This is a genomic window from Burkholderia sp. SR8 (genome assembly GCF_052851275.1).
The window spans coordinates 1-26,962 of the sequence record NZ_JAULUC010000003.1; the positions used below are offsets into that span (position 1 = coordinate 1).

The following is a 26,962-nucleotide window of genomic DNA, read 5'->3' on the forward strand; positions in this document are numbered from 1 at the left end:
GCGCCCGCGCAAGCCGAAGGATAACGCAAAGGTCGATATCGGCGTACAGATCGTCCAACGATGGATTCTCGCCCGCCTTCGGAATCACCGGTTCTACGGTCTGGTCGAACTGAACAAGGCAATCGCCGGGTTGATCAACGACCTGAATACGCGGCCGTTCAAGAAGCTCGATGGCACTCGACGCGAGTGGTTCGGGCGGCTCGACAAACCGGCGCTGCGCCCGCTGCCGACGCGTCGCTACGAAATCGCCACCTTCCAGAAGTGCCGCGTCAACATTGATTCGCACATCGAGGTCGACGGCCACTACTACAGCACACCACACAGTCTCGTGCGTCAGGAAGTCCACGCGCGCGTGACGCGTTACGGTGTGGAAGTCCTTCACGGCGGCAAACGCGTCGCGTCGGCACGCGATCCACGGTCATCACAAGCCAACTGCCCCTTGAACACTGGCACGCTTGGCTGCAAGACCCAACTCTCGCCGACGCGATACTCGACCGCCTAGTCCATCAATCTCACAAGCTTGAATTGAAGGGCGATTCGATGCGCAAGAAGAACGCCCCTAATCAAAAAGTAGCCTGATCTCGAACACTCGCAGTACAATCTAAGCACTACAAAGCACCTCCATCCTTGCCTGTTCGACTTCACCGAAACGGGCGTTCAACTTCCCCGAAATATGCAGGCCATCCATGAAGCGTTCATGAACATCGCCGCTTGCGTCATCTGCTGGCGGGAGCTTCAAAACTCATTGTGTTAGAGCTTCTTAGTGGCGAGCGGGAGGAGTCACGCGCACGCTTTAACGCGCCAAGCCGTTTGCCGTTCAAGGACGGATTCGGCAGTCTGGCCGACCAGCTGCTGATAGGTGGCAGGCGCAGTCGCTCCTTCGGTATTGACGAGCAACACGCGTGAGGAGGCGTCAAGGCCTACCTTGCTGGCTAGTTGCTTGTCCTTCAGTATTACGATGAGCCCAGCGAGGCCCGCGACACCTGACTCGCCCGCGACCACCGGTACGTCACCATCGTTTCCGGCAGCCAGGACGCGCATGGCATTTACCGCATCGTCATCGCTGATCGTCATGAACTCATCGGCACTAGCCTGCAAGAATTTCCAGGCAAGCGGTGAAGTTTCGCCGCAAGCGAGGCCAGCCATCAAAGAGTCCACCGAGCCCGTCGCACGAGCAGCGCGTCCAGCCAGCGCGCTCTGCAACAGGCAATCGGCCTGCTCCGGTTCAACGACAATGAATCGGGGACGATGCTCACCGTGGAATTCCCAAAGATAGCTGACTAATCCCGCTGCAAGGCCACCAACGCCACCCTGCAGAAACACGTGAGTGAAGGCTGGTCGAGCCGGCTGGCTATCGGCCTGCTCCACAATCTCGGCTGCAATCGTGCCGTAGCCTTGCATTACGTCGCGCGGGATGTCTTCATAACCCTCATATGACGTGTCGGAAACCACGTGCCACCCGTTTAGCGAAGCGAGGCGAGCTGCTTCTTCGACCGACTCGTCGTAGTTCCCTGCAATCCGGACAATTTCAGCACCGTAAGCTGCGATCGCCTTTTCGCGCTCAATGCTGACATTGGCGTGCAACACAATCACGCAACGGCAGCCGAGTGACTGCGCAGCGGCAGCCAGTCCCTTCCCATGATTACCGTCCGTAGCGCTGACCACCGTGAAGTGCGTCAACAGTTCGGGATAGCGTCCTTCGAAGAGGTGACGCGCGTCGAGCGCGTGATCTGGCCACAGCCGCTGGACAAGACGCACGAGCGCAATAGGCGCGCCCAGCGCCTTGAAGCTACCCAGCACGGAGCGTTCGGACTCGTCCTTGACGCTAATGCTGCTGACGTCGAGCCTGGCCGCAAGCCCGGGCAATTCGCGCAGCGGCGTCGCCTCAGGTGCGATTTTGTCCCAATATGACAACCAGTCACGACTTTGGTGTGCCATTTCAATGCTGAGGATAGCCTTCTGCTCGGAAGGATACGGTGCGCGCGTGGCGCGGGGATTTGCGATCAACATGACCTTGGTTTTCCCAACTTGTACTGTGTAAATGGATGAAGAGACGGGCCCACTCACTGCGAGTCACCCCGAGCACGTCATTGAGCACGGAGGTTGCGCTGTCGACGAGCCGTCCGAGCGCCTTGATCAGCGGGCCGGCAATTGAAGCCGGGCGATTTCAGCGAAATAGCGCGCGCCCGTTAGAAGGATGTCGTCGTTGAAGTCGTAGGTTGCGTTGTGCAATGGTGTGCCTCCGTGTCCGGCGGACTCACCGTTACCGATGAAGACGAAGTTGCCGGGCACGACCTGCAGGAATGCACCGAAGTCCTCCGAGATCATCATCGGCTGGACGTTGGCGTCGACGTTATCAACGCCGGCCACATTGCGCGCCGCTTCCACCGCAACATCGACGAATTGGTCTGAATTCACGGTCGGCGCGAATTCGTGCGTGTATTCGAAGCTGCACTCGGCACCGTGTGTCTGGCAGATGCCTTCACAAATTTCGCGCATACGGGTTTCAAGTAGGGTCTGCACCTCGCGCGAATAGCTCCGCGTATCGCCCTTGATGGTGACATTCGACGGAATGACGTTCCTGATGCCATCGGTGACGAACTCAGTACAGGAAATCACTGCCTGCAGACTTGGGTCGAGGTTGCGTGAAACGACGGTCTGCAAAGCGAGGACAATCTGGGACGCGATCACGATTGGATCCACACCCATGTGCGGACGCGCAGCGTGGGTGCCGCGCCCATTGATATGGATAACGAAGTTATCTTCGCTGGCCATGATGCCGCCCGGACGCGTCGCGAACGTTCCCGCGCGCATGCCCGGCATGTTGTGGGCACCAAAGATCGCGTCAACGGGGAACCGTTCGAAAAGGCCATCGGCCATCATCGCCTTCGCGCCGCGGCCATGCTCCTCCGCCGGCTGAAAAATGAAGCGCACGGTGCCGTTGAAGTCGCGCCGCTCCGCCAGCAGCCGAGCCGCTCCGAGAATCATCGACATGTGTCCGTCGTGCCCGCATGCGTGCATCTTTCCGGCGGTGCGCGAAGCATGGCCCCGCGCAGGTGCCTGCTCGGCAATGTTCAGCGCGTCCATGTCGGCGCGCAGGCCGATGGCCCGTTGGCTGTCTCCGACCGTCAGGTTGGCAACGAGCCCAGTTCCGCCAATGCCCCGATGAACCTCCAGCCCTAGCGTCCGAAGGATATTCGCGACGTAGTCTGACGTGTTGACTTCTTGGAAGCCTGTTTCCGGGTGTTGATGCAAATACTGGCGCCAGCTTTTCAGCTGGCCTTGGAACGTGCTTTCCATGGTCGGGCCTCCTCTGTGTTGAGATAGCGTATGCCGCATAAGAAATAATATTGCTTTCGATCTGGAAAACGTCTCAAAATACGACGATGAAACGCAACAAATTCTCCCGTTTGCCCTTCCGGCCGGAAAATCATGAATCCAAGCCTCGATGACTTCGACCTCAAACTTCTGATGGAAGTCCAACGCGACGCGCAGCTCCCGCAAAACGAGCTCGGCGCGCGCGTGAATCTTTCGACCGCTGCCGTCAATCGCAGGTTGCGAAGAATGTCGGACGAAGGTGTCATACGCAACTACGCTGCCATCGTCGCACCCGAAAAGGTCGGCTATCTGCTGACGATCGTGGCCATGGTCGAGGTCGAGAGCGAGCAGATCGATATGCTCGACTCTATGAAACGCACCTTCGTGCAATGCCCGGAAATCCAGCAGTGTTACTACGTCGCGGGGGAATGGGACTTTGTGCTGATACTGACGGTTCGGAACATGGACGAGTACACCGCGCTTACGCGGCAGCTGTTCTTCTCGAACAACAACGTCAAACGCTTCAAGACGCTGGTAAGCATGAGCAACGTGAAGGTGGGGCTCGGTGTACCCGTGATTTCATAGAGCAGGTAATGCTGTCAACGCACAACTGACTTGTCGTTCCAATTGCCCTGGCCAAACTGGCGGACAGTGATTGCGCCGTTTCGTATATCGCCCTTCTCGTCGAACTGGATCGCCCCCGTCACGCCGTCGAGCTTCGCCGCGCGCAGCTTCGGCAGATACACCTTCGGGTCTGTCGAGCCCGCAGCCTGCATCGCGTCGGCCATCGCGAGCACCGCGTCGTAGGCGTACGGAGCGTACAGTTGCACCGGGACACCAAATCGCTGTTGGTAACGTTTGAAGAATTCGGGTCCTTGCGGCATCTTCGCGGGCGGCACGCCCGCAAGCGTGCAATACGTATCACTGGTCATCGACGAACCGACCAGCTTGATGAACTGCGGGGTGCACGCTTCGTCGCCCGCGATGAACTTGACCTTCAGCCGGAGCTTTTGCCCCTGCTGCACGAAGGCCGCAGCTTGCGTGTCACCACCGGTGAACGCAATACCGTCAGGTTGGCGGCTCTTGATGGTCGTGAGAATCGCCATCCAGTTCGTCGTCTTGTCGGTGCCGTATTCGCGGGCGACCACGTTGCCACCCGCAGCCTTGACCGACTTTTCGACCTCGTCAGCGAGACCTTGTCCGTATGCCGTGCGGTCGTCGACGATGGCGACTTTGCGCGCGCCTAGATCGTGCACCAAATATGAGCCGATGACTGAGCCCTGTCTTACATCGTTGGCAACCATACGAAATACGTTGATGAACCCTTGCTGCGTGAGCTTGGGATTCGTTGCCGACTCCGTGATCATGGGAACGCCTGCATCGGAGTAGACCTTGGAAGCTGGAATCGATGTCCCCGAGTTCGCATGTCCAACGACACCCGCCACCCCATCATCCACAAGCTTCTGTGCGACCGTGACCGCCGTCTTTGGATCGGCCGCATCGTCCTGCGAATCGAGTACGAAGGTCACGTTCTGACCGCCAATGCGGATCTTCCTGCTGTTCAGATCTTCGATCGCCAGCCGCACACCGTTCTCGTCGTCCTTTCCGATGTGTGACAGTTCGCCCGTCAGCGGAGAAACCTGCCCGATCTTTACCGTCAGATCCGCGCGGGCCGCAAGAGGCTGCAGGGTAAGCGTCAGAGACGCGAGGCATATCAACGGCCTAGATAGTTGCATGGTTTTACTCACGATAGGTTGGCCAAAAATAAGATGGACATTGGGCTTCGCGCCGCTGTGCTCACCTGCACCTATCGTAGTGACGCAAGATAGTAATCAAAATCGTCCGCAGGAGCCTCTCGGCAAAAATCTATCGGAAAGCGGGCAGATTTTGATAATTTTTCTCGATGCCCGCCCGGCGGTGTTGGGAGCGACCGCCAACGCCCTTCCTCTGAACCGAGATAGTAAAAATGGCGGCTATTTCGAAGGGACCAGCGCTTTGAGAGCAATGGGTCGTCGCCCAGTGCCGGACTGGGTGCGAACATATACCCGGATGTTGTACTTTCGTTGGCACAGGCCGCGGGCACCTTCAATTTCTTTTTCACACCGACACGTTCGTCGTGACGGCCTTGTTGAAAGAGTCGAATAGACGGGGCAGGAAGGGCAGGCGGCTGGTGATCCGGTCATCGCCGAGGTGGTAGCATGACGAGCCGCATCGGTAGCCCGGACACTCAGGCCGACATCGATGTCCGCGACTGTCTCGCTCAGGTGCCACCGCGCTCGTTCGTGATGGTGGCAGGCGCAGGATCGGGAAAGACCACATCGCTGATCAAGGCGCTTGCGCATCTCGGCGAGACGCGCGGAAAGGCGCTTCGGCGCGCAGGTCAGCAGATCGCCTGTATCACTTACACAGAAGTCGCAGTCGGCGAAATTTCCGCCGACGTTGGCATAACCCCGCTATTTCATATCTCGACCATCCACAGCTTCGTGTGGTCGGTCGTTCGCGCGTTCCAGTCAGACATCGCTGCTTGGGTCGTCAGTCGTATCGAGGAGAAGATCACCGAGAAGCGCTGACCTGAGACGATTCTTGTAGCCATTTGGCAAGTGAGTTCTCTTTTATCCTAGAGGCAAGGAGAACTCGATGAAGAAGCGATTTTCCGACGAGCAGATCATTCGGATCTTGCGCGAGGCCGAGAGCCGGGACGAGCCGGTGAAGGATCTGTGCAAGCGCCACAACATCTCGGAACAGACGTTCTATCGTTGGCGCAACAAGTTCGGCGGGATGGACGTGGCGGACGCGCGTCGGCTCAAGGAACTGGAATCCGAGAACGATCGACTCGAGCGCCTGATCGCCGAGCAGATGCTGGTAATCGACGGCCTGAAGGAGTTCAGCCGGAAAAAATGACCACCCCGACGGGCCGGCGCGAGGCGCTGGAAGTCCTGACTCGGCGGGGGCTCTCGCAACGCAAGGCATGTCGCTACCTGGGACTGAGTCACCGAGTGGCGACCTATACGCTCAAGCAACCGGAAAAGGATCGGAGCCTGGGCGAGCGACTGATCGGCCGCTCAGGAAGTGCCGCGCTTCGGCTACGGGCGGATGTCGGCTTGGCTGGCGTCGAGCGAATCGCGCGTGCGGCGAATGTGGCGAGCCCTGCAGCTCAACATTCCGCGGCGGCGTCCTCGCCGTCGTCGTTGTGGCAACGACATTCGCTTGCCCGGTGCGACACAGCCGAATTCGGTATGGAGCTACGACTTCGTGCACTACCAATTGGTGGACGGGCGGGCGTTGAAGATGCTTTGCGTGATCGATGAATACACCCGCGAGTGCCTTGCGATCGAAGTCGGCGCCAGCTTGCGGTCGCAGGATGTGATCTTGACGCTGTCGCGACTGATGCGGCTGTACGGCAAGCCCGCGTTCGTTCTGCATGTACTACGGCGCTGAATTTACCGCCGCCAAGGTCATGCGCTGGCTACGAGACGCTGCAATCGGTCCGGCCTTCATCGCGCCCGGCAGTCCGTGGCAAAACGGATTCGTCGAGAGCTTTAACGGCAAGCTGCGCGACGAATTGCTGAACCGGGAATGGTTCCGCAGCCGTGCGGAGGCCAAGGTGCTCATCGAACGCTGGCGGCAGTTCTACAACGAGCGCCGGCCCCATAGCGCGCATCGCTATCACCCTCCTGCCACGGTCCGTCGAGCCTGGCTGGATTCCGATAATATCGACGCGAGACTCACTGCCTGATTGGCTACAAAATTCCACCGCAGGTCACTTGACGACGAAGAGGCCTCTTACAACCAGTACTCCTACGGCAAGTATCTCGGCTATACGCCCCTGTCCGACACCGACGAAGCGAATATCGCAGAGGGAAAGGAGTCGGTGCTCGACCGCACGAGGCGGCTATTTTATGTCTGCTGCTCGCGTGCGCTGAAGGACCTGGCGGTTGTGCTGTTCGCCGCTGATGTGGCGGCACGCGCCGCCGTGGTCGAGGCCAGACTGTTTCCCGACGCTTCGCTTCATGGAGTCGAGCGGCTCGGTTAGTTTCAGTGATCAATCGTCGCTAGAGCAAGGGGTACTGCGGTACACCTTACGGCGTACGGATCGTCCTAATCGCCTGACGCCGTTGGCCCAAAGGCCCTGATTTAAAATGGAGCAGGTGATCTCGTCGAGCGCATCCTGCTCACTGACTGATCAGCCGGGCTAACGTGTTGTAGTCACGAATTCCTTTATCTGTTGCCAAAACGCCACACCAAAATGCCGAGTTGGCGCGAATTGATCGAGCGTAGGTTTTGGCGTAGGTTTCGTCAGAGAACCCTGCGATGTAAGGCCAATTCACTACTTCGAGGAAAACGAGTAATCGCGTTCAACGCGCAGGCGCCCGAGCGGGCGTCGCGCGCGTATTCGGCACGCGCCGGGCGCGGCGATGCGTCCCGCTGCGTTCGCTTCTTGTCGCCGGTTTCTTTCGACCGCCGACATATCTTGTCGGTGCAGGCGACCAACGCGATCGCCTTGCTCCATGCCATGCACTCAGCTCACGACCGCGGCACCACCGCGATTGCGCAGGTGCGGCGTGCCGCACGAGACGCTCCGTCGCACGTCCCGGTCGCGACTGAACCCGTGATTGAAGAGCCAAACGCGAACGCGTGACGTTTCACTACGTCGCTCGCGACCGGATGATGCTGGCGCACGATTTCGATCATCCTGCGTAGTTGCGCGGACATCCACTGCGGTGGTGTCGGGCGTTTGTCGCGCGCACGGCGCCTTGGGGTGAGTCGGTCCCGGGTCGCAGGCACCATAAAACAATCATGATCGCTTTAACCACGCGCGTGAATCCGATTGCCGTTGCGACGCGTCTCGAGAATTACTGCGAATCTGCCCATTACGGCTCCGCCACCAGATTGTTCGCCGGCGGGATTGCGAAGCCGCACATGCTACTTGCCGATAGGGCGAGCGTGATGATTGCCGCACTTTCGTTCCGCATGCGCGCGCTGCTTATGCTGAGCGGCCAACGCGATGCGGTGCACGTGAGCACGATGCTGGGCGAATGCGATGCGCAAGCCCGACCTCCGCAGACCCGTCGCCGGGCCGTATCGTCAGTCCCGACTGATGAGCGCGCTGACCATCGCGTTCGGAGGGGTGGCAAAAGGCGTACTGGTGCTGGCCGGATTGGTGATCGTGGTGCTGATGGCGCTGGGTGGCGTGCCGGATCTGCCGAGCACCCGTAAAGGCTGGCTGCAGCTATCGCTCACGTTAGCTGTGCTATTTGCGCTGGTATTTGCCTTCCTCTACTTCTGGCCGGGCTCGCCGATATAGGCCACGCAGCCACATAGCCAGAAGAGAAGATGCGACCCCAATAAATTCCTGCAGACAAGAAAAAGCCCGCTACTGGAGCGGGCTGAATCCATGCTTGGAGACATGGAGGAGACAGATGCAACTTTAAGGGAAAACCCGAGGGATGGCAAGCCCTAGTTGTAATTGTGCAACGCGGCGTCGGCAGGCTTTTCCCACCAAGGCGGCGCAACGCGAGATTCACGCGCGCCGGCGGCCCACCTGCCGCCGCATAACCGGCGCCAGTCCCGCGTTCGCGAGACCGTCTTCCGTGTCACACGCCCCCCGCGCGTGCATGCGCGGCAAACGCGCCGAACCGCTCCTGCGCGACCGGCACCGCATACTTGTCGCGCATCTCCGTTTCGATCCACGCGCACGCCTCGCGCGCGCAATCGTTCAGTACGTGCCGTGTCGTGTGCCCGTCGATGTCATAGACGAAGCGCACGCCGACCTCGTCGTCGGCTACCTGCCGCTGCAGTTGGTTGAGCTGCAATTGGGGCCCGTGCTGTTGCGACAACGCGCGCAACTCGTCGAAGTGATACTCGAGCCAGTCGGCGAAGAACAATGCGTCGCTGTGGCAGCGCAGACGAAACGCTGCGCTGCGCGACGGACGCGGCGCGTCGCCGGCAACCGGCGGCTCGCCGCTCGGTGCGATGGCCGCATCGACGGGCGCGAGCGGCTCACGGATTCGCCGGTATGGTTCGCGTTCGCGCAGCGCGTGCCACAGCAACTCGTCGCCGGCGGCGCCGGACGGCTGCATCGTCAGATCGTGCCGGCCGTCGCCGACCGCGGCGACGTCGCGGATCACGAGACGCAGCGAGCAGAGCGGCTCGTCGGCGGCCAGCAGCGTCGCTGCGCGCGGCAGCCCGCACACGAGCGGCGCGGCGCCGGCCGCGCGAAACACGAGCCCGCGGCGATCGAGCCGCACGAGCGGCAGCGGCCGCGGAAACGACGGGTAGGCAACCGCGATGCGGGCGCCGCCGGCGCTCGTCAACCCGGGCATCATCGCGCGAAAGACCTGAGACTGGTCCACGGTATTTCTCCTTCGTTACGATGCCGCCCGGCCGGACTACGCGCGTTCCGGCTCAGGCGGCGATGGCTTCCCGGGCAGCCCGTCCCGGCTCGATTCCAAGTGCGGCAAACGTTTGCGGATCGATGTCGATCCAGCACGCGACCACCAGACGACCGTCCACCTGCCTGGGCGGCCCTGCGCGGTGCGCGTGCACACCGATCCGGCGGAACAGCCGCTCCATGCTCGCGAACGTCACGCCGATCAGCTGACGCGCACCGAGCCGTGCCGCGCATTCGACGACGGCGGCGAGCATCGGACGGACGGCCCATTCGGCGTTTCCCGCCCCGCCTTCGTCGCCGGTTGCCGCAAACCGCGACAGCTCCCAGACGGCGGCCGATTGCGGCAGCGGGAGGTCTTCAGCGATCAGGTCGGCGAACAGCGACTTCAGCAGATACGGACGCGTGGTAGGCAACAGGCGCGCACATCCGCACATGTCGCCGCTGGCGTTTCTCGCGAACACGTAGACGGTATCGTCGCGATCGAACTGGTCGCGCTCGAAGTGTTCGTTCGCCGACGGGAGCGCCCAACCGAGCTGTTCGACGAACACACGGCGCCGATAGCGCCCGAGATCCGCTGCAAGTTCGTACGGCAAACGCCCTTCCTCGTGAACGAAGGTCCGCATGGTGTCCTCGGATCGGTACTTTGGTATGCACGCATTACATCGCGCGTCCCGAGGCGGCGGTAACTGGTAACTCTTACAGGGTGACGATCGGCCGATGCGATTTGACCGGTGGTAACGGTTTCTTGACCGGCGGGATTGAAATACGGGCGGGTTTTGCTTATAAAGAGCGCCAGTCTTGCGGAAATGTCAGACGAAAGCGCGGCCGGTTGTCACTGGAGCGTCGGACCGGCATGATAGGCATCGTTGCGGCCGACGAGCGCCGACGCGACCGCCGCCGGCCAGTCGACGCAGGCGAGCCGCGCGACGAGCGCAGCGGCGGTGCGGAACATGCCGAGGTCGGCACCCGTGGTGTCGACGGCCATGATGTTGCTGCGGACGTCGCCGCCCGCGATCACGAACGCGCCCGTCGCGCGCTCGAGATACCAGTCCCAGCCGACTGTCACGTATGCGACGCCGGCGCCGGCCGGACGGTGCCATTCGGTATAGCCGGCCAGCCGCGCATCGATGGCGCTGTCGCGCAGTTCCGCGAGCAGCGATGCATCGAGGCCGCTTGCGACATGGTCGAGCGCGAGCGCGGCCAGTGCGCTTTCGGACAGGCGCACGTAGCCGTCCGGAGACGGGCCGCGGACCGGATGCAACAATGGTGAAGTCATGCGCGGAATGTATCAGCCCCCAACCGGTGCTGGCACCTGACAGGTATGACAGCGTGACGTTGTCGGAGAAAGAATGGAATTGCGCTGGCAGGATGCCTACCAACAGTTCAGTGCCGCGGAAGACGAGCAGCAGCTCTTCCAGCGGATCGCCGCCTATTCTAAACGCCTAGGCTTCGAATATTGCTGTTACGGCATTCGCGTGCCGCTGCCGGTGTCGAAGCCGGCGGTCGCGATCTTCAATACCTATCCGGACGGCTGGATGGAGCACTACCAGGCGCAGAACTACATCGAGATCGACTCGACGGTTCGCGACGGCGCGCTGAGCACCAACATGATCGTCTGGCCGGACGTCGACCGGATCGATCCGTGTCCGCTGTGGCGGGACGCGCGCGACTACGGGCTGTCGGTCGGCGTCGCGCAGTCGAGCTGGGCGGCGCGCGGCGCGTTCGGGTTGCTGAGCATCGCCCGCCACGCCGACCGGCTCACGCCGGCCGAGATCAACATGCTGACGCTGCAGACCAACTGGCTCGCGAACCTGTCGCATTCGCTGATGAGCCGCTTCATGGTGCCGAAACTGTCGCCCGAGGCGGGCGTCACGCTGACCGCGCGCGAGCGCGAGGTGCTGTGCTGGACGGCAGAAGGCAAGACGGCGTGCGAGATCGGCCAGATCCTCAGCATCTCGGAACGCACGGTCAACTTCCACGTGAACAACATTCTCGAGAAGCTCGCCGCGACCAACAAGGTCCAGGCGGTGGTCAAGGCGATCTCGGCCGGGCTCATCGACACACCCTGACAACCCTGCCGCGCCGACGGAAGCGGAGCGGGCGCGCCGCCGCCGCTCACTCCATCATCGGCTCCGCTTCCTTCGCGGTCCAGCTCACGCTGGAAATGCTCTTCTCCATGCTCATCCGGCTCGCGATCTGCTCGAGCTTCTGCTGATCCTTCGGATGCAGCTTCAGCGTCGCGGTCACCTTCAGCCGGTCGGGCTGCTCGGGCACGTCCTCGCTCGTCAGGCTCTGGAACGACAGCGGTTTCGCGTACATCGAATTCGACAGCAGCGTGCGGATATGCACTTCGTCGGCGGCCAGGCAGATCACGGTGATCTGGTATTCGCGCACGAGATCGGCGTTCGATACGGGAGTCGCGTTGATCGCCTGGCTGACGCCGCGCAGCACCGTGTTGGTGAGCAGCACGACGCCCGTGCCGGCGAGTGCCGGCACGTAATGGCCGGAACCGGCCAGCACGCCGACGGCGGCCGAGCACCACAGCGTCGCGGCCGTATTGATGCCCTGGATCGAGCCCTTGTCGCGCATGATCACGCCGCCGCCGAGAAAGCCGACGCCCGACACGACGTACGCGGCGATCTGCGTGACGCCGGCCACGCCGTTGCCGGTCAGCACGCCGAGCGTGACGAACAGGCACGCGCCGCTCGCGACGAGCGTGATGGTGCGCAGGCCCGCCGTGCGTTGCCGCATCTGGCGTTCGAGGCCGATCGCGACGCCGCAGGCGAACGCGGTGAAAAGACGGAGTGCGAAATCGAGTGTCATGGGTGTCCTGCCGTGCAAGGCGCGCATGCCGGCCCGCGTCGCGGCGGCGCGAGGCCGGGCGCGGCACGATGGCCGTCATCGCGCGGTACTGTAGCGCGCGAATGCGTCATTCAGTGTGAAACGGGCGGCGTGCGGGCTCGCGGAACGCGAGCCGCGGCAGGAGAACTGCGTGGGACAGGCGTTCAGGCGGGAAGCGGCGCACGCAACGGAGTGCTGCAACTGTCCACGATGGTTCCTGAAGGAAGAATGGGCGGCATTCTAGTGGGCCGCCCGCATGCGCGTCAACCGCGCGGGCGGACGGTCGCGAACGGCACGCGCATCACCGGGACGAGCGTTGCGACGGATACTGCGCCGCTCACTGCGACGATCCGATGGTTCCCGTCGCGAGCGCGAGCGCGGCGGCGGCCGACAGCGCGCCGGCGTAGCTGTCGACTTCCGCGTTGCGCGCGGCGAGCAGCTGGCTTTGCGCGATCGTCGCATCGGTGACCGAGCCCACGCCGTTGCGGTACGCAGTGAGCGCCGCGTCGTAGCTCGTCTGCGCGGCATCGACGAGTGCCCGGGCTGCGTCGTGCGACGCGAGGCTCGTCTGCACGGCGTTCTGCGCGGCGACGACCTGGCGGACGGCTTCCTCCTTGGTCCGCGTGAGCCGCGCGGACGCGCTCTGCGCATCGTTGCGCGCCTGCATCAGCACCGCCGAGCGCAAGCCGCCGTCGTACAGCGGGATCGTCACGCCGAGAAACACGCCGCCGCCGTAGCGGCTGCCGTTCAGGTTGACGGTCGGCGCCTGGTCGCCGATCGCGGGCAGCGCGGAAATCGCGGTGCCGCCGCTCGCATACGACGTCGACGCGGACAGGAAAATCTTCGGCATGAACGCGGCTTCCGCGGCCTTGATCTTCGCGCGGTTGGCCTGCTCGAGCGCATACGCGCCCTGCAGGTCGGGGCGGCGCGCGATCGCGTCCGACACGATCGCGTCGACCGACGACGCGAGCGCGGGCGGCAGTGGCCGCTTCGGCAGCGCGGCAATCGACGGCTTCGACAGCGGCGAGATGCCGAGCGCGGACACCAGCGCGAGGTAGCTGTCGCTTTGCGCGCCGTTCGCCTGCACGAGCGCGAGGTTGGCCTGCGCGCGGTTCTGGGTCGCCTGTGCGAGTTCGACGACGGTGCCGACGCCTTGCTTGAGCCGCGCACGCGACGCCGCGAGAATCGCGTCGGCGTTCGCGAGCCCCAGCTGCGCGCTGGCCGCACGCGAACGGGCGGCTTCGTACCGGTAGTACGCGACCGTCACGTCGTGGATCACCTGCTGGTGCACGGCCGTGAACGCGACGTTCGACGCGACCGACGCCTGTTCGGCCGCCTCGACGCGCGCCGCGCGGCCGCCGAAATCGAACAGCAGCCATTGCAGCGACAGCGCCGAGATCGTGCCGTGAGCGGTCGTGTTGCTCGACGCGTCGCCGACGATCGTCGACGTCGAGCCATGGTTCGCCTGGTACGCGCCCATGGCCGTCGCGGACAGGTTCGGCAGGTACGCGGCCTTCGCGATCCCGACCGCGAGCGCCGCGTTGCGCGCGTCGTTCCATGCGATGCGGGTCAGCGGATTGGTCGATTCGGCGAGGTCGATCAGTTCGGGCAGCGTGTACGGATGCGTGGCATCGAGCGCGGCGGGCGGCGACACCGACGCGAGCGCGGGCGACGCCGGCAGCGTGTAGTCGTGCGGCGCGCGTTGCGCGGATGCGGGCGGCGGGGCCGGCACGATGTCGCCGGCCGTCGACGTCTGCGGCTGCCACGGACGGTCGGGTGCCTCCGGCGCCAGATCGACCGACGACGTGGCGCAGCCGGTCAGCGCGAGGGCAGTCGCGAGCGCGGCGGCGGCGATCGATGCGGCCGGCGGGTCAGGGACGCGCATGAGAAACGGGCTCCTTCGAGGTGGCTTGATGCGCGGCGTCGGCGATGTGCGCGAGCCGCGTGTCGATCAGGTTCAGCAGCGCGTCGCGTGCAGGGTCGGTGGGCGCGTCGGCCGGCGACGACGTCGGCACGGCTTCCGTGGCGGTTATCGTGTCGGTCGTCGCGTCGGTCGCCGTCGGCGGCGCCGGAGAAGCGGCGTCGTGCGCCGGTTCGCCATCACGCAGGCCGGCCACGCGCGCGAGCCGCGTGCCGATGGCCGCGTCGCCCGGTGCGCGTTCGGCGAGCAGGAACAGCGGGCCTTCGAGTGCGTCGAGTTCCGCGAGCGCGCGTCGCCGGGTGGCGAGCCACGTCGCAGTTGGCCGCACCCACGACGGTTCGTAGTGGATCAGGCCGAGTTCCTGCGCGATCGCGCCGTGGCGTGCGAACGCTTCGGCGGCGACGATCCTGCGTTCGGCCGGCTGCACGATGTGCGCGATACGGCGCCACTGGTCGAGCAGCGCCGCGAGCGCGACGTCGATCTGCTTGCCGATGCTGACGGGCCAGATCCGCGTGAACACGAGATACACGACGAGATTGCCGAGCAGGATGCCGATCGTGCGGTCGCGCGCGAGCGTCAGGTCGAAGCCCGGGCCCGCGCCCTGGATCGTGCACAGGAAGAACGCGAACGCGACCTGGAAGCCCGCGTACGCGATGCGCGGTGAACCGAACGCGATCCATGCGGACAGCCACGCGCCGACGAACACGAGGGCCATCAGCTCGCCGATCGACGACAGCGCGGGCACGACGAACACGAGTGCCGCGGTGCCGATCAGCGCGCCGACGATGCAGCCCGCGATCCGCAGCGTCAGCTTCTCGATCGTTTCGGCGGTCGAGCCGAGCGACACCATGTAGCAGGTGATGAAGCACGTGTGGATGCCGGACCAGTCGAGTTGCGAGTACAGCAGATAGCAGAACATCGCCGCGGCGGTCGTTTTCAGCGCGTAGCGGATGTGGTCGGGGTTCGTGCGGGCGTCCGGGACGAAGAAGCCGCCGCGCGGAGCGGGCGGCGGGGCGGGGACGTCGGTTGAAGCTGCGGGAGTTGTCGAAGTTGCCGAAGCTATCGAACCCGTCGACCCCGTCGAACCCGTCGAACCCGTTGAAGTCGTTGAAGTCGTTGAAGTCGTTGAAGTCGTTGAAGCCGCTGAAGCCGACGAAGCCGACGAAGCCGACGAAGCCGACGAAGCCGACGAAGCTGTCGAGGCCGACACGTCGGATAGCGCGTCACTCGATGCTACTGACGCAGCCGGCTCGGCGAACTGCGTGATGGCCGCATGCACGTCGGCTGCGACGGCGCACGCCAGCGGCGGCAGCGTATCGGCCGGCGGCAGCGCGAGCGTCACGTCCACCGGATAGCCGCCGTGTTCGAGGATGCCGGCCATTTCGTCGAGCGTCGCCGCGCACGGTTCCGCGAATGCGGCGGGCAATCGCGCGTCCGGTTCGCGGTCGGCGAGCGCGACCGCGACGAGCAGCGCAGTGCTCGACGTGATGGCCTGCTTCAGCGCGAGGGCGTCGGCGCCGCGCGTCGCCCCTTCCAGCGTCGACAGCTTGACCCACGTGAGCAGTTGCTTGTCGCCTTCGCGCAGGCTCGCATCGAGTGGCGCGCGTGCGCCTTCGTCGCCGCGCAGCCGCCGGGCAGCGACGCGCAGCCGGTTCGCGAGCTGCGCGAGCGCGAGCTTGCGCGGCGACGGCGCGATCAGCAGGTTGACGACGATCGCGACGCCGACCGGGATTGCGACCATCAGCCACGAGTAGAGCAGCGCGCGGGTCGCGGCTTCGCCGACGGGTGCGAGCCCGAGCTCGTCGAGCGCGAAGCCGACGATCATCGCGAGGATCGCGCCGACCGGGCGCAGCTTGCTCGCCGACGTGAGGTACAGCAACCCGACCGACAGCACGGCCATGCACGCGACGCGCAGCACCGAATACTCGATGCTGAAGATCGCGACGCCGATCACGAGCGCGATCACGACCGTGACGAGCAGCAGCATCGCGACCGCGAGCAAGACGCTCGTCATGCGGTCCGCGCGGTTCAGGAAGAACACGACATACGCGGAGATCGCGGCTTCGGGCGTGCCGTAGCCGCTCGTCACGAGCACGACGAGTGCGCAGATCAGTGCGACCCGCATGGCCATCGCGGCGCGCCCCGGAAACGGCGCGAGGAGTCGCAGGACTTCGCGCGGGCCCGGCGAGCGGACGTCAGCGGCAGGCTGAGCCATGCCGGACCTCGACGATCGCGCTCGCGCCGACACGCACGAGCTTGCCGTCGGGTTCGTCGAGCTTCACGCGCACCGGAAAGCGTTGCGCGACGTGCACCCAGTTCACCGAGCGCTGCACGATCGGCAGCGCGCGCGGCAGGTTGATGCGATCGCTGTCCGCGATGCCCGCGCCGATGCCGACGACCTTGCCCGTCAGCGGACGGCTGCGGTCGATCATCGAATAGACGGTCGCGCAGTCGCCGACCGCGATGCGGTTCAGCGACGTCTCGCGGAAGTTGCCGACCGCGAACCATTCGCTCGCATCGATCAGCGTGAAGATCGACTGGTTCGGCGCGAGCGTTTCGCCGGCGAGCACGGTCAGGCCCGTCACGAGCCCGTCGTGCGGCGCGCGCACGATCGTGTCGTCGAGCGCGTGCTGCGCGCGGGCCAGCGCGGCTTCGCGCGCATGGAGCGTCGCGATCGCGTCGGCATCGTCGCCGATCGTCTGCGCGGACGCGCGCTGCTGCTCCTGCGCCTGCGCAAGCGACACGGCCGCGTCGCGCTGCCGCACCTTCGCCTGATCGAACTGCTGCGCGCTGACGTAGCCTTGCGCGGCGAGCGGCGCGAGCCGGTTCACGTCGCGCGTCGCGAGTTCGTAATTCTGCGTCGCGCGCTTCACCTGGCCGGCTGCGACCGCGGCGTTCGAGCGCTCGCCGATCAGCGACCGGCGGCGTGTGTCGAGCGATGCGCGCGCCAGTTCGAGATCGGCCTGCGCTTGCGCGACGGTCAACTGGTACGGCACGGGATCGATCCGATACAACAGGTCGCCTTTCGCGACGCGCTGGTTCTCGTGCACCGCAAGCTGCACGATACGACCGCCGACGGGCGATGCGACATGGACGACGTCCGCGTCGATCGACGCGTCGTCGGTGGACGGGTAGGCCGTCGTGCGATGGTAGGCGTACGCGAGCGCCGCGATGCCGAGCGCGACGATCGCCAGCGCGATCACGCGGCCCTTCGTCGACGGGCGGGTAATTCCGGCGGCCTTCATGCGAACGGCCCCGTGCCGGTGAGCCAGACGAGCACGGCGACCACGAGCCCGATCGCCGTGCAGACGGCGAGTTGATAGGGCACCGTGGCGGCCCAGCCGGTCGCGACGAACACGCGGTGCGCAACGATCGCGGCGACGATGCCGACGATCGCGCTGACGAGCCAGAGCGGGAAGTACGCGCCGAACAGCACGTACGACGGTGCGCCGCGCGACGTGCAGCCGGCGAGCGGTAGCACGGGTACCAGGGCGGCGACGCGCAGCGGCGCACGCGGCATTGTTGTTCTCATGGGGTGACGAGCTCGACGTTGGAGGTGGATGCCGGGCGCGGCGCAATCCGGTTCGTCGCCGCGACGACGATTCCGCGATACGGAGCCGATATTAAATCAGCGTGATGTAGATCGCCAGCCGGGCGGTGTGCAACAGCAGCGCGTGTCACATGCGCGGCGGGCGGCGCGGTTCGGTCGCGGCCGGTCCGCGATTCTGCCAGCGCACGCTCTCGTAGGGTTGCTAACGGACTGTAAAGGATCGTCAGACGAAACCGGCGCGGTAACGTTCGTTCGCCGCTGCGCGGGAATTGCCGCCGCGCATGCAAGATTGCCGCATGAATACGAGCGAATCCAGGTTCGCGCGCGGCGGCGCGCGGGATGTCGGCTGCATTCGTCGGCGTGCGTCGGGATGCCGGCCGGCGTGCGATGTCTTGCTTGATGCTGCTGTCGCTGTCGCCGTTGCGGTTGCAGTGACCATCGCGTCACGTCGCGAGCGTCATGAGGGGCACAAGGGTCACAAGCGTCGCCACGCCTCCCGGGACGCGACGAGGCGCGACGACACGCCACAAGACGCGCGATGCCCTGGCGCGCCGGCAACCGTCCAGCGTACCAAGGCTCGCGGCCTGTCCGCCGGGCGCGCGACCGGTCGTGCCGGCCGGTATCTGTGTACCATCGTGCGTAGGGCGCGACGCGTTGCGCGGGGCACGACGACACCTGACGTCACGGCCCCGCCCGGCGCACGGCGCGAAAGCGGTATCGCAACGAGGGCAAGTATTCCATGCGAAGTTTCTTTGTCCGGTTCATTGCAATCGGCGTGCTGTTCCATCTGTATGTCGGGCTGCGGATCATTCCGGACGCGTTCGCGTCGCCGCTCGCGCGCACGATCGCGGCGCTCGTGCTGGCGAGCTTCGTCGTGCTGATCCCGGTCGGCATGTTCTCGCGCCGCTTCGACGAAGGCTGGCCCGCCACGCTCGTGGGATGGGCCGGCTCGCTCGCGATGGGCTTCTTTTCATCGCTGCTGGTGCTGACGTTCCTGCGCGAGCTGGTACTGTTCGGCGTCGTCGCGTGGCGGCATCTGGGCCACGACGGCGCATGGAGCGGCGCGGCATCCGCCACCGCACTCGGCGTGCTGGTCGGTGCGGTGCTGGTCACCGCGATCGGTTTCGTCGGCGCGCGCCGCACGGCCGCGGTCAAGCGCGTGTCGATCCCTGTCGACGGCCTGCCTGCCGCGCTCGACGGGCTCACGATCGTGCAACTGTCGGACATTCACGTCGGACCGACGATCAAGCGGCCGTACATCGAGCGGATCGTGCGGGCGGTCAATGCGCTCGACGCCGATCTCGTTGTCGTGACGGGCGACGTGGTCGACGGTTCGGTCAAGCGGCTGCGCGAACATACGGCGCCGCTCGGCGAGATGCGGTCGCGGCACGGCAGCTTTCTCGTGACGGGCAACCACGAGTACTACGCCGGCGCACATGCGTGGATCGACGAATTCCGGCGGATCGGGTTGACGGTGCTGCTGAACGAGCACGTGCTGATCGAGCACGACGGTGCGCGCGCGGTGCTCGCGGGCGTCACCGATTTCACGGCGGGCGGGTTCGATCCCGCGCATCGCAGCGACCCGGAACGGGCGCTGGCCGGCGCGCCGCGCGAGGTCACGACGAAGATCCTGCTCGCGCACCAGCCGCGCAGTGCCGAAGCGGCGAGCCGCGCGGGTTTCACCGTGCAGCTGTCCGGCCATACGCATGGCGGCCAGTTCCTGCCGTGGCCGCCAGTCGTGCGCCTGCAGCAGCCGGTGATCGGCGGGCTGAACCGGTTCGGTGCGATGTGGCTCTACACCAGCCGCGGCACCGGCTACTGGGGGCCGCCGAACCGCTTCGGCGTGCCGTCCGAAATCACGCTGATCCGGCTGACGGGCGGCCGTTAGCGGGGCCGCTAGCGGAGCGGCGACCCTCAAGCGTGCGCGGCTCGCGTTCGCCGACGCCGGCCCGAATTGCATCCCGTGGATTCGCCGGCGCAGCAGCGTGTGGTCGGCGGGCTCGTCCTGCCACGCGCTGCGTGCGGCGAGGAACGGCGGGTCGGCGGCGGAACCGGCGGGCGTCATGACGAGTCGAGGGCATTCGGCCATGTAGCGCCGCACGGCGTTGCGGAAGAATCCCGCGCGCCCGACAACGGCGCGCCGCGACAAGCCGCGATGATGGCTTGGCGCGCGAACCCGCTTCGGCTCCGCGACGGACGATTCATCTGCACACGCGGGCCGTGACGGAATGACAGCGCATGGCGGCGTGCGTCGCCGTTGGCTACCATGCAGACATGGTCTGTCCGTACCGTTCATTTCTTGCCTGATCCCGCCATGTCGACGCCCGATCTTTTTGCCGATACGCCCATGCCGGACGTCGACTGGTATCCGGACTGGCTCGCATCGCCCGACGCCGATCGCGTGCTCGCCGCGCTGATCGGCGAAGTCGCGTGGCGGCAAGACACGATCCGCACGCCGCGCGGCCGTATTCCGCTGCCGCGGCTCACCGCGTGGCAGGGCGAGCCGGACGCCGTGTACGTGTATTCGGGGATCCGCAACGTGCCTGCGCCGTGGACGCCGGCCGTGCTCGACCTGAAGCGCGCGGTCGAGGCGACCAGCGGCGCCTGTTTCAACAGCGTGCTGCTGAATCGTTACCGTAACGGGCAGGACAGCCTCGGCTGGCATGCGGACAACGAGCCGGAGCTCGGCGACGCGCCGGTGATCGCGTCGGTGAGCCTCGGCGCGATGCGCGTGTTCGACCTGCGCCATCGTGCAACCGGCGTCGTGCATGCATACCGGTTGACGCACGGCAGCCTGCTCGTGATGCGCGGCCGTACGCAGGCTGAATGGCAGCATCGCGTGCCGAAGGCGCCGGCCGTGCAGGGCGAGCGCGTCAATCTGACGTTCCGGCGCGTGATGTCGGCCGATGCGGGCCGCTAAATCGCCGGCGACGGTGATCGCCCGGCAGGGGCGCCGGGCATCGCGACCCGTTTTTCGGCCGATCCGGACAATCGACCGTCCATGCGGCACGTTGCCGCACGCGGGCTGCACGATGCGACGGAATATGCCGGCGATGCCCGTCCCGTATGGGTTTCTCGTGTATTTGATCGATCACCCGGTTTCGATAGGCAAGTGTAAGCCCTGATGGTGCGTCGCAACATTCCTTGTCTAAACTATCGAATGGCTGAAACGTGCCGCGAGCCGGCGCATCTTTTCGACATGCCCTTGCGCGACGCAGACGCGACCCGCAGGGCCGGAGCATAACCCGTGACCGTACTGGACTCATCCCTCGAACCCTCGCTGCACGTCTTCGAACAAGACGGCGGATGGCAATGGGCGCTGACGGTGAAACGGGCGTCCGGCGTCGGTGTGAAAGTCGTCGCATTCAGCACGGAAGGCTTCCGCGGTGAAGCCGATGCATACGCCGCCGGCCAGCTCGCGCGCGCCGAGTACGACCACGCCGTGACGGCCTGACGCCGTCGTTCCTTTCCATTCGTTCCGTTCCTCGTTCTCCTTCGCTTGCGCCCCTGCATCGGCCGGATCATGCCGCCCCATACCGGTCGCGATGCGTCCGGAGCACCTATCGTGCACCGGCCGCTCGTCGCGCGGCCGATGGCGACGTTCCGGTGGGCAGCCCTGTCCGTCGCTGTTATCCTTCCGTGCGCATCGGGCCATGCGGCAATCAGGCTGTCCGGCCGCACGCATCGGGCCGTCGGCCGCCTGCGCCGGATCGTGTTGATCCGGTCCGGTCGAAAATCCATAATCAAGCATTGCGGGTCTTTCGTGAACGCTTCCATTCCGTCCATGTGCACAGGGTCAATCGAACGATGAGCGGCGCATCGAAACCGCCGGCAAAGCCGGCAAGCGCGCTGCGTGACGACGGCGACCACGACGCGTCGAAGCCCGGCGCGGGCGACGACGAGTCGTCCGGCGGCGCATCGTCGTATCTGGTCCCGGGCCTCGAGCGCGGGCTGCGGATCCTCGCGGAATTCTCCGCGCGCGAGCCGGTGCTCGGCGCGCCGGAACTGTCGAAGCGTATCGGCATCCCGCGCACGACCACCTTCCGTCTGCTGCAGACGCTCGAGGCGCTCGGTTTTCTCGAGCGCGTGAACGGCGACCGCTATTTCCGGCTCGGCGTCGGCGTGCTGCGGCTCGGCTTCGAGTACCTGAATTCGCTGGAGCTGACCGATCTCGGCACGCCCGTGCTCGAACGGCTGCGCGACGCAACGGGCCTGTCGACCCATCTGCTGATCCGCGACCAGCGCGACGTCGTGTTCGTCGCGAAGGCGCAGAGCAACGCGTCGATGTTCGGTTCGGTGAAGGTGCACGTCGGTACGCGGCTGCCCGCGCACGCGACCGTGCACGGCCACGTGCTGATGGGCGACCTCACGCGCGATGCGTTGCGCCAGCTGTATCCCGAGAAGCGGCTCGAACAATTCACCGAGCGCACGCCGGGCACCGTCGACGAGCTGTACGAGCGCGTGCGTCATTACGCGCGGCTCGGCTACGCGGTCAGCGAGGCCGCGTTCGAAAGCGGGATCTCGGCCGTGACCGCGCCGGTGCGCGATCATTCGGGCGCGATCGTCGCGGCGATCACCGCGACGGTGCCGCGCTCGGAGATCGGCGAGGCCGGCGAGAAGGAGCGGCTCGTCGAAGCGGTGTGCGGCGCGGCCGTCGACCTGTCGCAACGGCTGAACTACCGGCCGCTCGAAAGCGATCCGACGTTCGCGCATGCGCGCCACCGCGTCGCGATGTTCTGATCCGTCGAACGCGCCGCGGCGCGCGGCTTCACCGACCGGCAATCGCCGATCGCAAACAGCCCGTCGCCAATGACAAAGAGCAGCCCGCCGGCTGCTCTTTTCGTTTCCGGCATCGGGCAACTGCGGCCGCCGCGCGTCAGAACGAGTGGTGAATGCCGGTCAGCACGATCACCTGATTCGCCGTGCTCGACGTGCCGGCCGTGAAGAACGCGGCCTTCGCGCCGCCCGAACCGTGTTCGACCAGCACGTTCGCATAGAGCTGCGTGCGCTTGGACAGCGCGTAGATGTCGCCGAGCTCGACCTGCGTCCAGCGGCGGCCGGCCAGCGTCGTCGTCGCCGCACCGCCCGCGATCGTGTTGAACGGGCTGCTGCGGTAGTTCACGCCCGCATCGTAGCTCTGGAACGTGTCGGAAAACCCGTTCGATTGCATCTTCACGCGCGTGTAGAGGCCGTGCACGAGGAAATCGCCGAGCTGGTACGACGCGCCCGCGCCGATGTTCTCGACCTTGTTCGCCAGATAGCCGTTCGCGGTGTTCTGCCCCTGGAACGACGTGATGCCCGTCTGGCCGATCAGGATCGCGCGGTCGTGCTCATTCGAGTAGACAGCCGACGCCTTGAACGGCCCGTTCGCATAGTTCAGCGCGACGCCGACCGACTTGCCGGTCGAGAAGTTCGTCGTGTTGCCGAGCGCCATCGTCGCCGCGGCCGAGAAGCCGCCGAAGCTCGGCGAACGGTACTTGACCGCGTTGTTGTACGGCACGTTGCCGGTCGCCGCGAGCCCGTCGATGTTGCCGGGGTGGAACGCGTACCAGCTCATCGCGAGGTACGCGGTGCTGAGCGGATCGAGATAGTCGAACATCAGCGGCGTCTGGCGGCCGAGCGTCAGCGTGCCGAAGCGGTCCGAGCTGAGGCCGACGTACGCCGCGCGGTTCCAGATCGTGTTCGCGGTCGCGAACTGGCCGTTGTTCGTATAGAAGCCGTTTTCGAGCTGGAAGATCGCCGACAGGCCGCCGCCGAGGTCTTCCTTGCCTTTCAGGCCCCACCGGTCCGGCTGCGTGTTGCCCTGGATCATCGCCCACTTCGCATGGCCGCCGACGTTGTTCATGTACGCGACGCCGGCATCCATGCTGCCGTACAGCACCACGCTGCTTTGCGCCCACGCACCGGACACGGCGCCCATTCCGATGACTGCTGCTGCTACCGCTTGCTTGACCATTTGATCTCCTGACTCTCCAAGCCTGATGGAAAACGTGCCGTGGCGGCGGGCGCGGAGACGGCCGGCCGTCGCGCGTGCTTCACCACCGGGCGGGCATTTTTAATGTTCCATAGAAGGAACAATGTGCCTCTGATGGAATGGAGTATAGGGGCGGCGCGCACCGTGTCAAAAATAAATTTATCGGGCCGGATGGCGGTGCAGGGAAGCCGCGACAAGGGTTCGACAATCCAGGAAAACGGACTTAAATACCCGTCAATAAAAGAAAAATCACACGGGATGCGGTCCGCGGGCATGATTGCCTGCCCGGCGGTCGGTGTTTTCCCTAGGACATGCAGCTTTTTGTTTTACTCGTGGAAAGTCACTCCTATAATCACCATCCATAAACTGCTGTTCCGGATATGGAACAAATCCGGAGCGAACCGAGAGTCGATCAGAAGGAAGGGTGTGAGATGTCTGAACAATGGGTTTGCGCCGGGCATGCCGGCGCGCTGTCGGAAGACACGCCGATCGAGTTCAAGCGGACCGACGGCGTCGAAATCGGGATCTACCGCGTCGGCGACGAGGTGTATGCGCTCGAGAACGTGTGCCCGCATGCATACGCGCTGCTGACGCAGGGATTCGTCGACGAAGGCACGGTCGAATGCCCGCTGCACGAGGCCGTGTTCGACATCAAGACCGGCGAATGTCTGAAGGGCCCGGGCGGGCGCGCGTTGAAGCAGTACGCGGTGCGCCTGGCCGGGGAAGAAATCCAGATCAAGGTGGAATGACATGAAAGAAGCGACCGTCAACTTCAATCCCTTCCTGAAGCCGTGGGTGGCGCCGCAGCCGAACAACGTCGCCGGCAAGGGGCAGATCGAGATCCCCGGGCAGGTCGAGAACCAGGTGTGGCAGAACCGCAAGGCCGCGCCGACGCAGTACGAGAACGATCTCGGCGATGCGCTCGAACGCGTGTTCGAGAGCGGCGCGACCGAGCTGGACGATGTCGTCGCGGGCCTGAACCGCATCGGCTTCCGCGCGCCGGACGGCAGCGTGTGGACTGCCGAACGCTTCCGCGCCGAAATGGCCGCGCTGGCGGAATGAGCGCGCGCGCCACGTGACCGCCGACCCGACGACAACCGCATCCGGAGCACACTGATGACGTCCCCCGCACAACACGAAGTCCAACACGACCCGGTCCGCGACTACCTGGACCGCGGTATCAAGAACTACTGGTATCCCGTCGCGCCGAGCTGGCAGGTGTCGAACGCGCCTGTCGGCCTCACGCGCCTGTCCGAGCAGATCGTGCTGTGGCGCGATCGCGAAGGAAAGGTCCACGCGCTGGAAGATCGCTGCCCGCACCGCGGCGCGCGCCTGTCGCTCGGCTGGAACCTCGGCGGCAACATCGCATGCTGGTATCACGGCATCGAAGTCGACGGCGGCGGCACCGTCAACCGTGTGCCGGCCGTGTCGAACTGTCCGCTCGAAGGCACGAAGTGCGTAAAGTCGTATCCGGTCGAAGAGAAGGCCGGTGCGATCTTCCTGTGGTTCGGCGACGAAGCGCACGGCGAGCCGGCGCCGCTGAACCTGCCGGAAGAACTGGTCGCCGACGAGTACAGCCACTTCCTGTGCGTGTCGAACTGGAAGTGCAATTACCAGTACGCGATCGACAACGTGATGGACCCGATGCACGGCGCGTATCTGCACGCGAGCTCGCACTCGATGGCCGAAGGCGACAAGCAGGCCGAGATGCGCGTGCGCAAGACGGAAACGGGCCTGATGTTCGAGAAGATCGGCCAGCGCGACGTGAACTTCGACTGGGTCGAGCTCGGCGAAACCGGCTGTCTGTGGATGCGCCTCGCGATTCCGTACAAGCAGAAGTTCGGCCCGGGCGGCAACTTCGGGATCATCGGCTTCGCGACGCCGGTCGACGGCGACAACTGCCAGGTCTACTTCTGGCGTACCCGCAAGGTCAGCGGCTGGCAGCGCGACGTGTGGCGCTTCATGTACCGCAACCGCCTCGAGGGCCTGCATTGGGACGTGCTCGAGCAGGACCGCTACGTCCTCGAAAGCCTCGCGCCGCACGCGCGCGATCACGAATACCTGTACCAGCACGACGTCGGCATCACGCGCGTGCGCCGGATGCTGCGCCAGCGTGCGCAGGAACACCTGTCCGCGCTCGACGCGCACCGTGCGGCACGCGCCGCGGCGGAGCCGGCGAATGGCTGAGCTCGCGCCGGTCGTGTCGCTGCCGGGGCGCCGCGTGCTCGTCACGGGCGGCGCGCGCGGCCTCGGCGCCGCGTTCGTGAAGGCGCTGGTCGCAGCGGGCGCGCAGGTCGCGTTCGGCGACGTGCTCGCCGACGAGGGCCGCGCGCTGGCCGCGCAGCTCGCGCAAGCCGGCCATACCGCGCATTTCTTCGCACTCGACCTGGCCGATCCGGCGAGCGTCGACGCATTCGTCGCGCAGGGCGCGGCGGCGCTCGGCGGCATCGACGCGCTGATCAACAACGCGGCGATCACGAACTCGGGCGGCAAGCTGTCGACGGAACTCGACGTGCCGACCTGGGATGCCGTGATGAACGTGAACGTGCGCGGCGTGTGGCTCGTCAGCAATGCGGCGCTGCCGCACCTCGCTCAGTCCGGGCGCGGCGCGATCGTGAACCTTGCATCGGATACCGCGCTGTGGGGCGCGCCGAAGCTGCTCGCGTACGTCGCGAGCAAGGGCGCGGTGATCGCGATGACGCATGCGCAGGCACGCGAGTTCGGCGCGCACGGCGTGACGGTCAACGCAATCGCGCCGGGGCTCACCGAAGTCGAGGCGACGGCCTACGTGCCGGCGGAGCGCCACGCGTTCTACATGCAGGGCCGCGCGCTGGCGCGCGCGCAGGTGCCCGACGACGTGACGGGCCCCGTGCTGTTCCTGCTGTCGGACGGCGCGCGCTTCGTGACGGGTCAACTGCTGCCGGTGAACGGCGGCTTCGTCATGAATTGAATCGAAGTTTTCACTGG

General features: G+C 65.2%; 25 protein-coding genes and 3 pseudogenes. 16 read left to right on the forward strand and 12 right to left on the reverse strand.

The annotated features are described in order from the left end of the window. Both Q3A80_RS04205 and Q3A80_RS04210 read left to right on the forward strand, forming a co-directional pair. Nucleotides 1–403 (forward strand): annotated as a pseudogene (locus Q3A80_RS04205) (Mu transposase domain-containing protein); the annotation flags it as partial. Then, a pseudogene (locus Q3A80_RS04210) lies at nt 397–579 on the forward strand (ATP-binding protein); the annotation flags it as partial. The pseudogenes Q3A80_RS04205 and Q3A80_RS04210, both read left to right, overlap by 7 nt. Nucleotides 580–780: 201 nt before the next feature. Here Q3A80_RS04210 and Q3A80_RS04215 read toward each other — a convergent pair. Both Q3A80_RS04215 and Q3A80_RS04220 read right to left on the reverse strand, forming a co-directional pair. Beyond that, complete coding sequence (locus Q3A80_RS04215; protein ID WP_446327820.1) at nt 781–2,010, reverse strand: diaminopropionate ammonia-lyase; 1,230 nt, start codon at nt 2,008–2,010, stop codon at nt 781–783. 126 nt (nt 2,011–2,136) lie between these two features. Further along, nucleotides 2,137–3,300 carry a M20 aminoacylase family protein gene (locus Q3A80_RS04220; RefSeq protein ID WP_446327821.1) on the reverse strand — a complete coding sequence of 388 codons (1,164 nt, stop codon included), beginning with the start codon at nt 3,298–3,300 and terminating at the stop codon, nt 2,137–2,139. A 132-nt stretch (nt 3,301–3,432) separates the two neighbouring features. Here Q3A80_RS04220 and Q3A80_RS04225 point away from each other — a divergent pair, with 132 nt between their 5' ends. Then, a complete protein-coding gene (locus tag Q3A80_RS04225; protein WP_446327822.1) occupies nt 3,433–3,903 on the forward strand; it encodes an Lrp/AsnC family transcriptional regulator in 471 nt (156 codons plus the stop codon). Between the two features lie 14 nt (nt 3,904–3,917). On the opposite strand, the gene Q3A80_RS04230 is transcribed toward Q3A80_RS04225, so the two are convergent. Then, nucleotides 3,918–5,054 (reverse strand): branched-chain amino acid ABC transporter substrate-binding protein, encoded by a 1,137-nt coding sequence (locus Q3A80_RS04230; protein ID WP_446328126.1) that lies wholly within the window; start codon nt 5,052–5,054, stop codon nt 3,918–3,920. A 462-nt stretch (nt 5,055–5,516) separates the two neighbouring features. On the opposite strand from Q3A80_RS04230, the gene Q3A80_RS04235 reads away from it, so the two are divergent. From Q3A80_RS04235 to Q3A80_RS04250, 4 genes and pseudogenes are all read left to right on the forward strand, one after another. Continuing rightward, a complete protein-coding gene (locus Q3A80_RS04235) occupies nt 5,517–5,888 on the forward strand; it encodes a UvrD-helicase domain-containing protein (protein ID WP_446327823.1) in 372 nt (123 codons plus the stop codon). A 67-nt stretch (nt 5,889–5,955) separates the two neighbouring features. Further along, nucleotides 5,956–7,054: pseudogene (locus Q3A80_RS04240) on the forward strand (IS3 family transposase). Beyond that, nucleotides 7,055–7,351: a hypothetical protein gene (locus tag Q3A80_RS04245; protein WP_446327824.1), complete on the forward strand. Its 297-nt coding sequence runs from the start codon at nt 7,055–7,057 to the stop codon at nt 7,349–7,351. It abuts the pseudogene before it with no gap. A 1,008-nt stretch (nt 7,352–8,359) separates the two neighbouring features. Beyond that, nucleotides 8,360–8,623: a hypothetical protein gene (locus Q3A80_RS04250; RefSeq protein ID WP_446327825.1), complete on the forward strand. Its 264-nt coding sequence runs from the start codon at nt 8,360–8,362 to the stop codon at nt 8,621–8,623. Nucleotides 8,624–8,912: 289 nt separating this feature from the next. Here the strand turns inward: Q3A80_RS04250 and Q3A80_RS04255 are convergent, their stop codons facing one another. The 3 genes from Q3A80_RS04255 to Q3A80_RS04265 form a co-directional block, all read right to left on the reverse strand. Then, the gene (locus Q3A80_RS04255) at nt 8,913–9,671 is read right to left on the reverse strand and encodes a hypothetical protein (protein ID WP_446327826.1); all 759 of its coding nucleotides are present in this window, start codon (nt 9,669–9,671) and stop codon (nt 8,913–8,915) included. A 52-nt stretch (nt 9,672–9,723) separates the two neighbouring features. Continuing rightward, a complete protein-coding gene (locus Q3A80_RS04260; RefSeq protein WP_446327827.1) occupies nt 9,724–10,332 on the reverse strand; it encodes an acyl-homoserine-lactone synthase in 609 nt (202 codons plus the stop codon). Nucleotides 10,333–10,541: 209 nt separating this feature from the next. Beyond that, nucleotides 10,542–10,985: a DUF4902 domain-containing protein gene (locus Q3A80_RS04265; protein ID WP_446327828.1), complete on the reverse strand. Its 444-nt coding sequence runs from the start codon at nt 10,983–10,985 to the stop codon at nt 10,542–10,544. Between the two features lie 73 nt (nt 10,986–11,058). On the opposite strand from Q3A80_RS04265, the gene Q3A80_RS04270 reads away from it, so the two are divergent. Further along, nucleotides 11,059–11,778, forward strand: coding sequence for an autoinducer binding domain-containing protein (locus Q3A80_RS04270; protein ID WP_446327829.1), 720 nt, complete (start codon nt 11,059–11,061; stop codon nt 11,776–11,778). A gap of 46 nt (nt 11,779–11,824) precedes the next feature. Here Q3A80_RS04270 and Q3A80_RS04275 read toward each other — a convergent pair whose 3' ends face one another. From Q3A80_RS04275 to Q3A80_RS04295, 5 genes are all read right to left on the reverse strand, one after another. Next, entirely contained in the window at nt 11,825–12,532 is a 708-nt protein-coding gene (locus tag Q3A80_RS04275) for an MgtC/SapB family protein (RefSeq protein WP_040140256.1), read from the reverse strand. A 355-nt stretch (nt 12,533–12,887) separates the two neighbouring features. Continuing rightward, entirely contained in the window at nt 12,888–14,435 is a 1,548-nt protein-coding gene (locus Q3A80_RS04280; RefSeq protein WP_446327830.1) for a TolC family protein, read from the reverse strand. Next, nucleotides 14,422–16,686, reverse strand: coding sequence for an FUSC family protein (locus Q3A80_RS04285; RefSeq protein WP_446327831.1), 2,265 nt, complete (start codon nt 16,684–16,686; stop codon nt 14,422–14,424). Before Q3A80_RS04285 ends, Q3A80_RS04280 begins: the two co-directional genes overlap by 14 nt. After that, entirely contained in the window at nt 16,667–17,716 is a 1,050-nt protein-coding gene (mdtN, locus tag Q3A80_RS04290) for a multidrug transporter subunit MdtN (RefSeq protein WP_446327832.1), read from the reverse strand. Before mdtN ends, Q3A80_RS04285 begins: the two co-directional genes overlap by 20 nt. Then, nucleotides 17,713–18,003, reverse strand: coding sequence for a hypothetical protein (locus Q3A80_RS04295; RefSeq protein ID WP_446327833.1), 291 nt, complete (start codon nt 18,001–18,003; stop codon nt 17,713–17,715). Before Q3A80_RS04295 ends, mdtN begins: the two co-directional genes overlap by 4 nt. A 757-nt stretch (nt 18,004–18,760) precedes the next feature. Here Q3A80_RS04295 and Q3A80_RS04300 point away from each other — a divergent pair. The 4 genes from Q3A80_RS04300 to Q3A80_RS04315 all read left to right on the forward strand — a co-directional run bounded on the left by Q3A80_RS04300 (nt 18,761) and on the right by Q3A80_RS04315 (nt 22,761). Continuing rightward, nucleotides 18,761–19,909, forward strand: coding sequence for a metallophosphoesterase (locus Q3A80_RS04300; protein WP_446327834.1), 1,149 nt, complete (start codon nt 18,761–18,763; stop codon nt 19,907–19,909). Nucleotides 19,910–20,335: 426 nt separating this feature from the next. Next, nucleotides 20,336–20,941, forward strand: coding sequence for an alpha-ketoglutarate-dependent dioxygenase AlkB family protein (locus Q3A80_RS04305; protein ID WP_446327835.1), 606 nt, complete (start codon nt 20,336–20,338; stop codon nt 20,939–20,941). A 327-nt stretch (nt 20,942–21,268) separates the two neighbouring features. Then, the gene (locus tag Q3A80_RS04310; RefSeq protein WP_446327836.1) at nt 21,269–21,475 is read left to right on the forward strand and encodes a hypothetical protein; all 207 of its coding nucleotides are present in this window, start codon (nt 21,269–21,271) and stop codon (nt 21,473–21,475) included. 353 nt (nt 21,476–21,828) lie between these two features. Beyond that, nucleotides 21,829–22,761, forward strand: coding sequence for an IclR family transcriptional regulator (locus tag Q3A80_RS04315; protein ID WP_446327837.1), 933 nt, complete (start codon nt 21,829–21,831; stop codon nt 22,759–22,761). A gap of 136 nt (nt 22,762–22,897) precedes the next feature. Here Q3A80_RS04315 and Q3A80_RS04320 read toward each other — a convergent pair whose 3' ends face one another. After that, nucleotides 22,898–23,977 (reverse strand): porin, encoded by a 1,080-nt coding sequence (locus Q3A80_RS04320; protein ID WP_446327838.1) that lies wholly within the window; start codon nt 23,975–23,977, stop codon nt 22,898–22,900. 449 nt (nt 23,978–24,426) lie between these two features. Here Q3A80_RS04320 and Q3A80_RS04325 point away from each other — a divergent pair, with 449 nt between their 5' ends. From Q3A80_RS04325 to Q3A80_RS04340, 4 genes are read left to right on the forward strand one after another with little or no spacing between them, the layout of a single operon-like run. Beyond that, complete coding sequence (locus Q3A80_RS04325) at nt 24,427–24,744, forward strand: non-heme iron oxygenase ferredoxin subunit (protein ID WP_006758060.1); 318 nt, start codon at nt 24,427–24,429, stop codon at nt 24,742–24,744. 1 nt (nt 24,745) lies between these two features. Beyond that, entirely contained in the window at nt 24,746–25,057 is a 312-nt protein-coding gene (locus Q3A80_RS04330) for a recombinase-like helix-turn-helix domain-containing protein (protein WP_446327839.1), read from the forward strand. Nucleotides 25,058–25,111: 54 nt separating this feature from the next. After that, nucleotides 25,112–26,182 (forward strand): aromatic ring-hydroxylating dioxygenase subunit alpha, encoded by a 1,071-nt coding sequence (locus Q3A80_RS04335; protein ID WP_446327840.1) that lies wholly within the window; start codon nt 25,112–25,114, stop codon nt 26,180–26,182. Next, nucleotides 26,175–26,945 carry an SDR family oxidoreductase gene (locus Q3A80_RS04340; RefSeq protein WP_446327841.1) on the forward strand — a complete coding sequence of 257 codons (771 nt, stop codon included), beginning with the start codon at nt 26,175–26,177 and terminating at the stop codon, nt 26,943–26,945. The genes Q3A80_RS04335 and Q3A80_RS04340 overlap by 8 nt, the downstream gene beginning before the upstream one ends. The last annotated feature ends 17 nt before the right edge of the window (nt 26,946–26,962 follow it).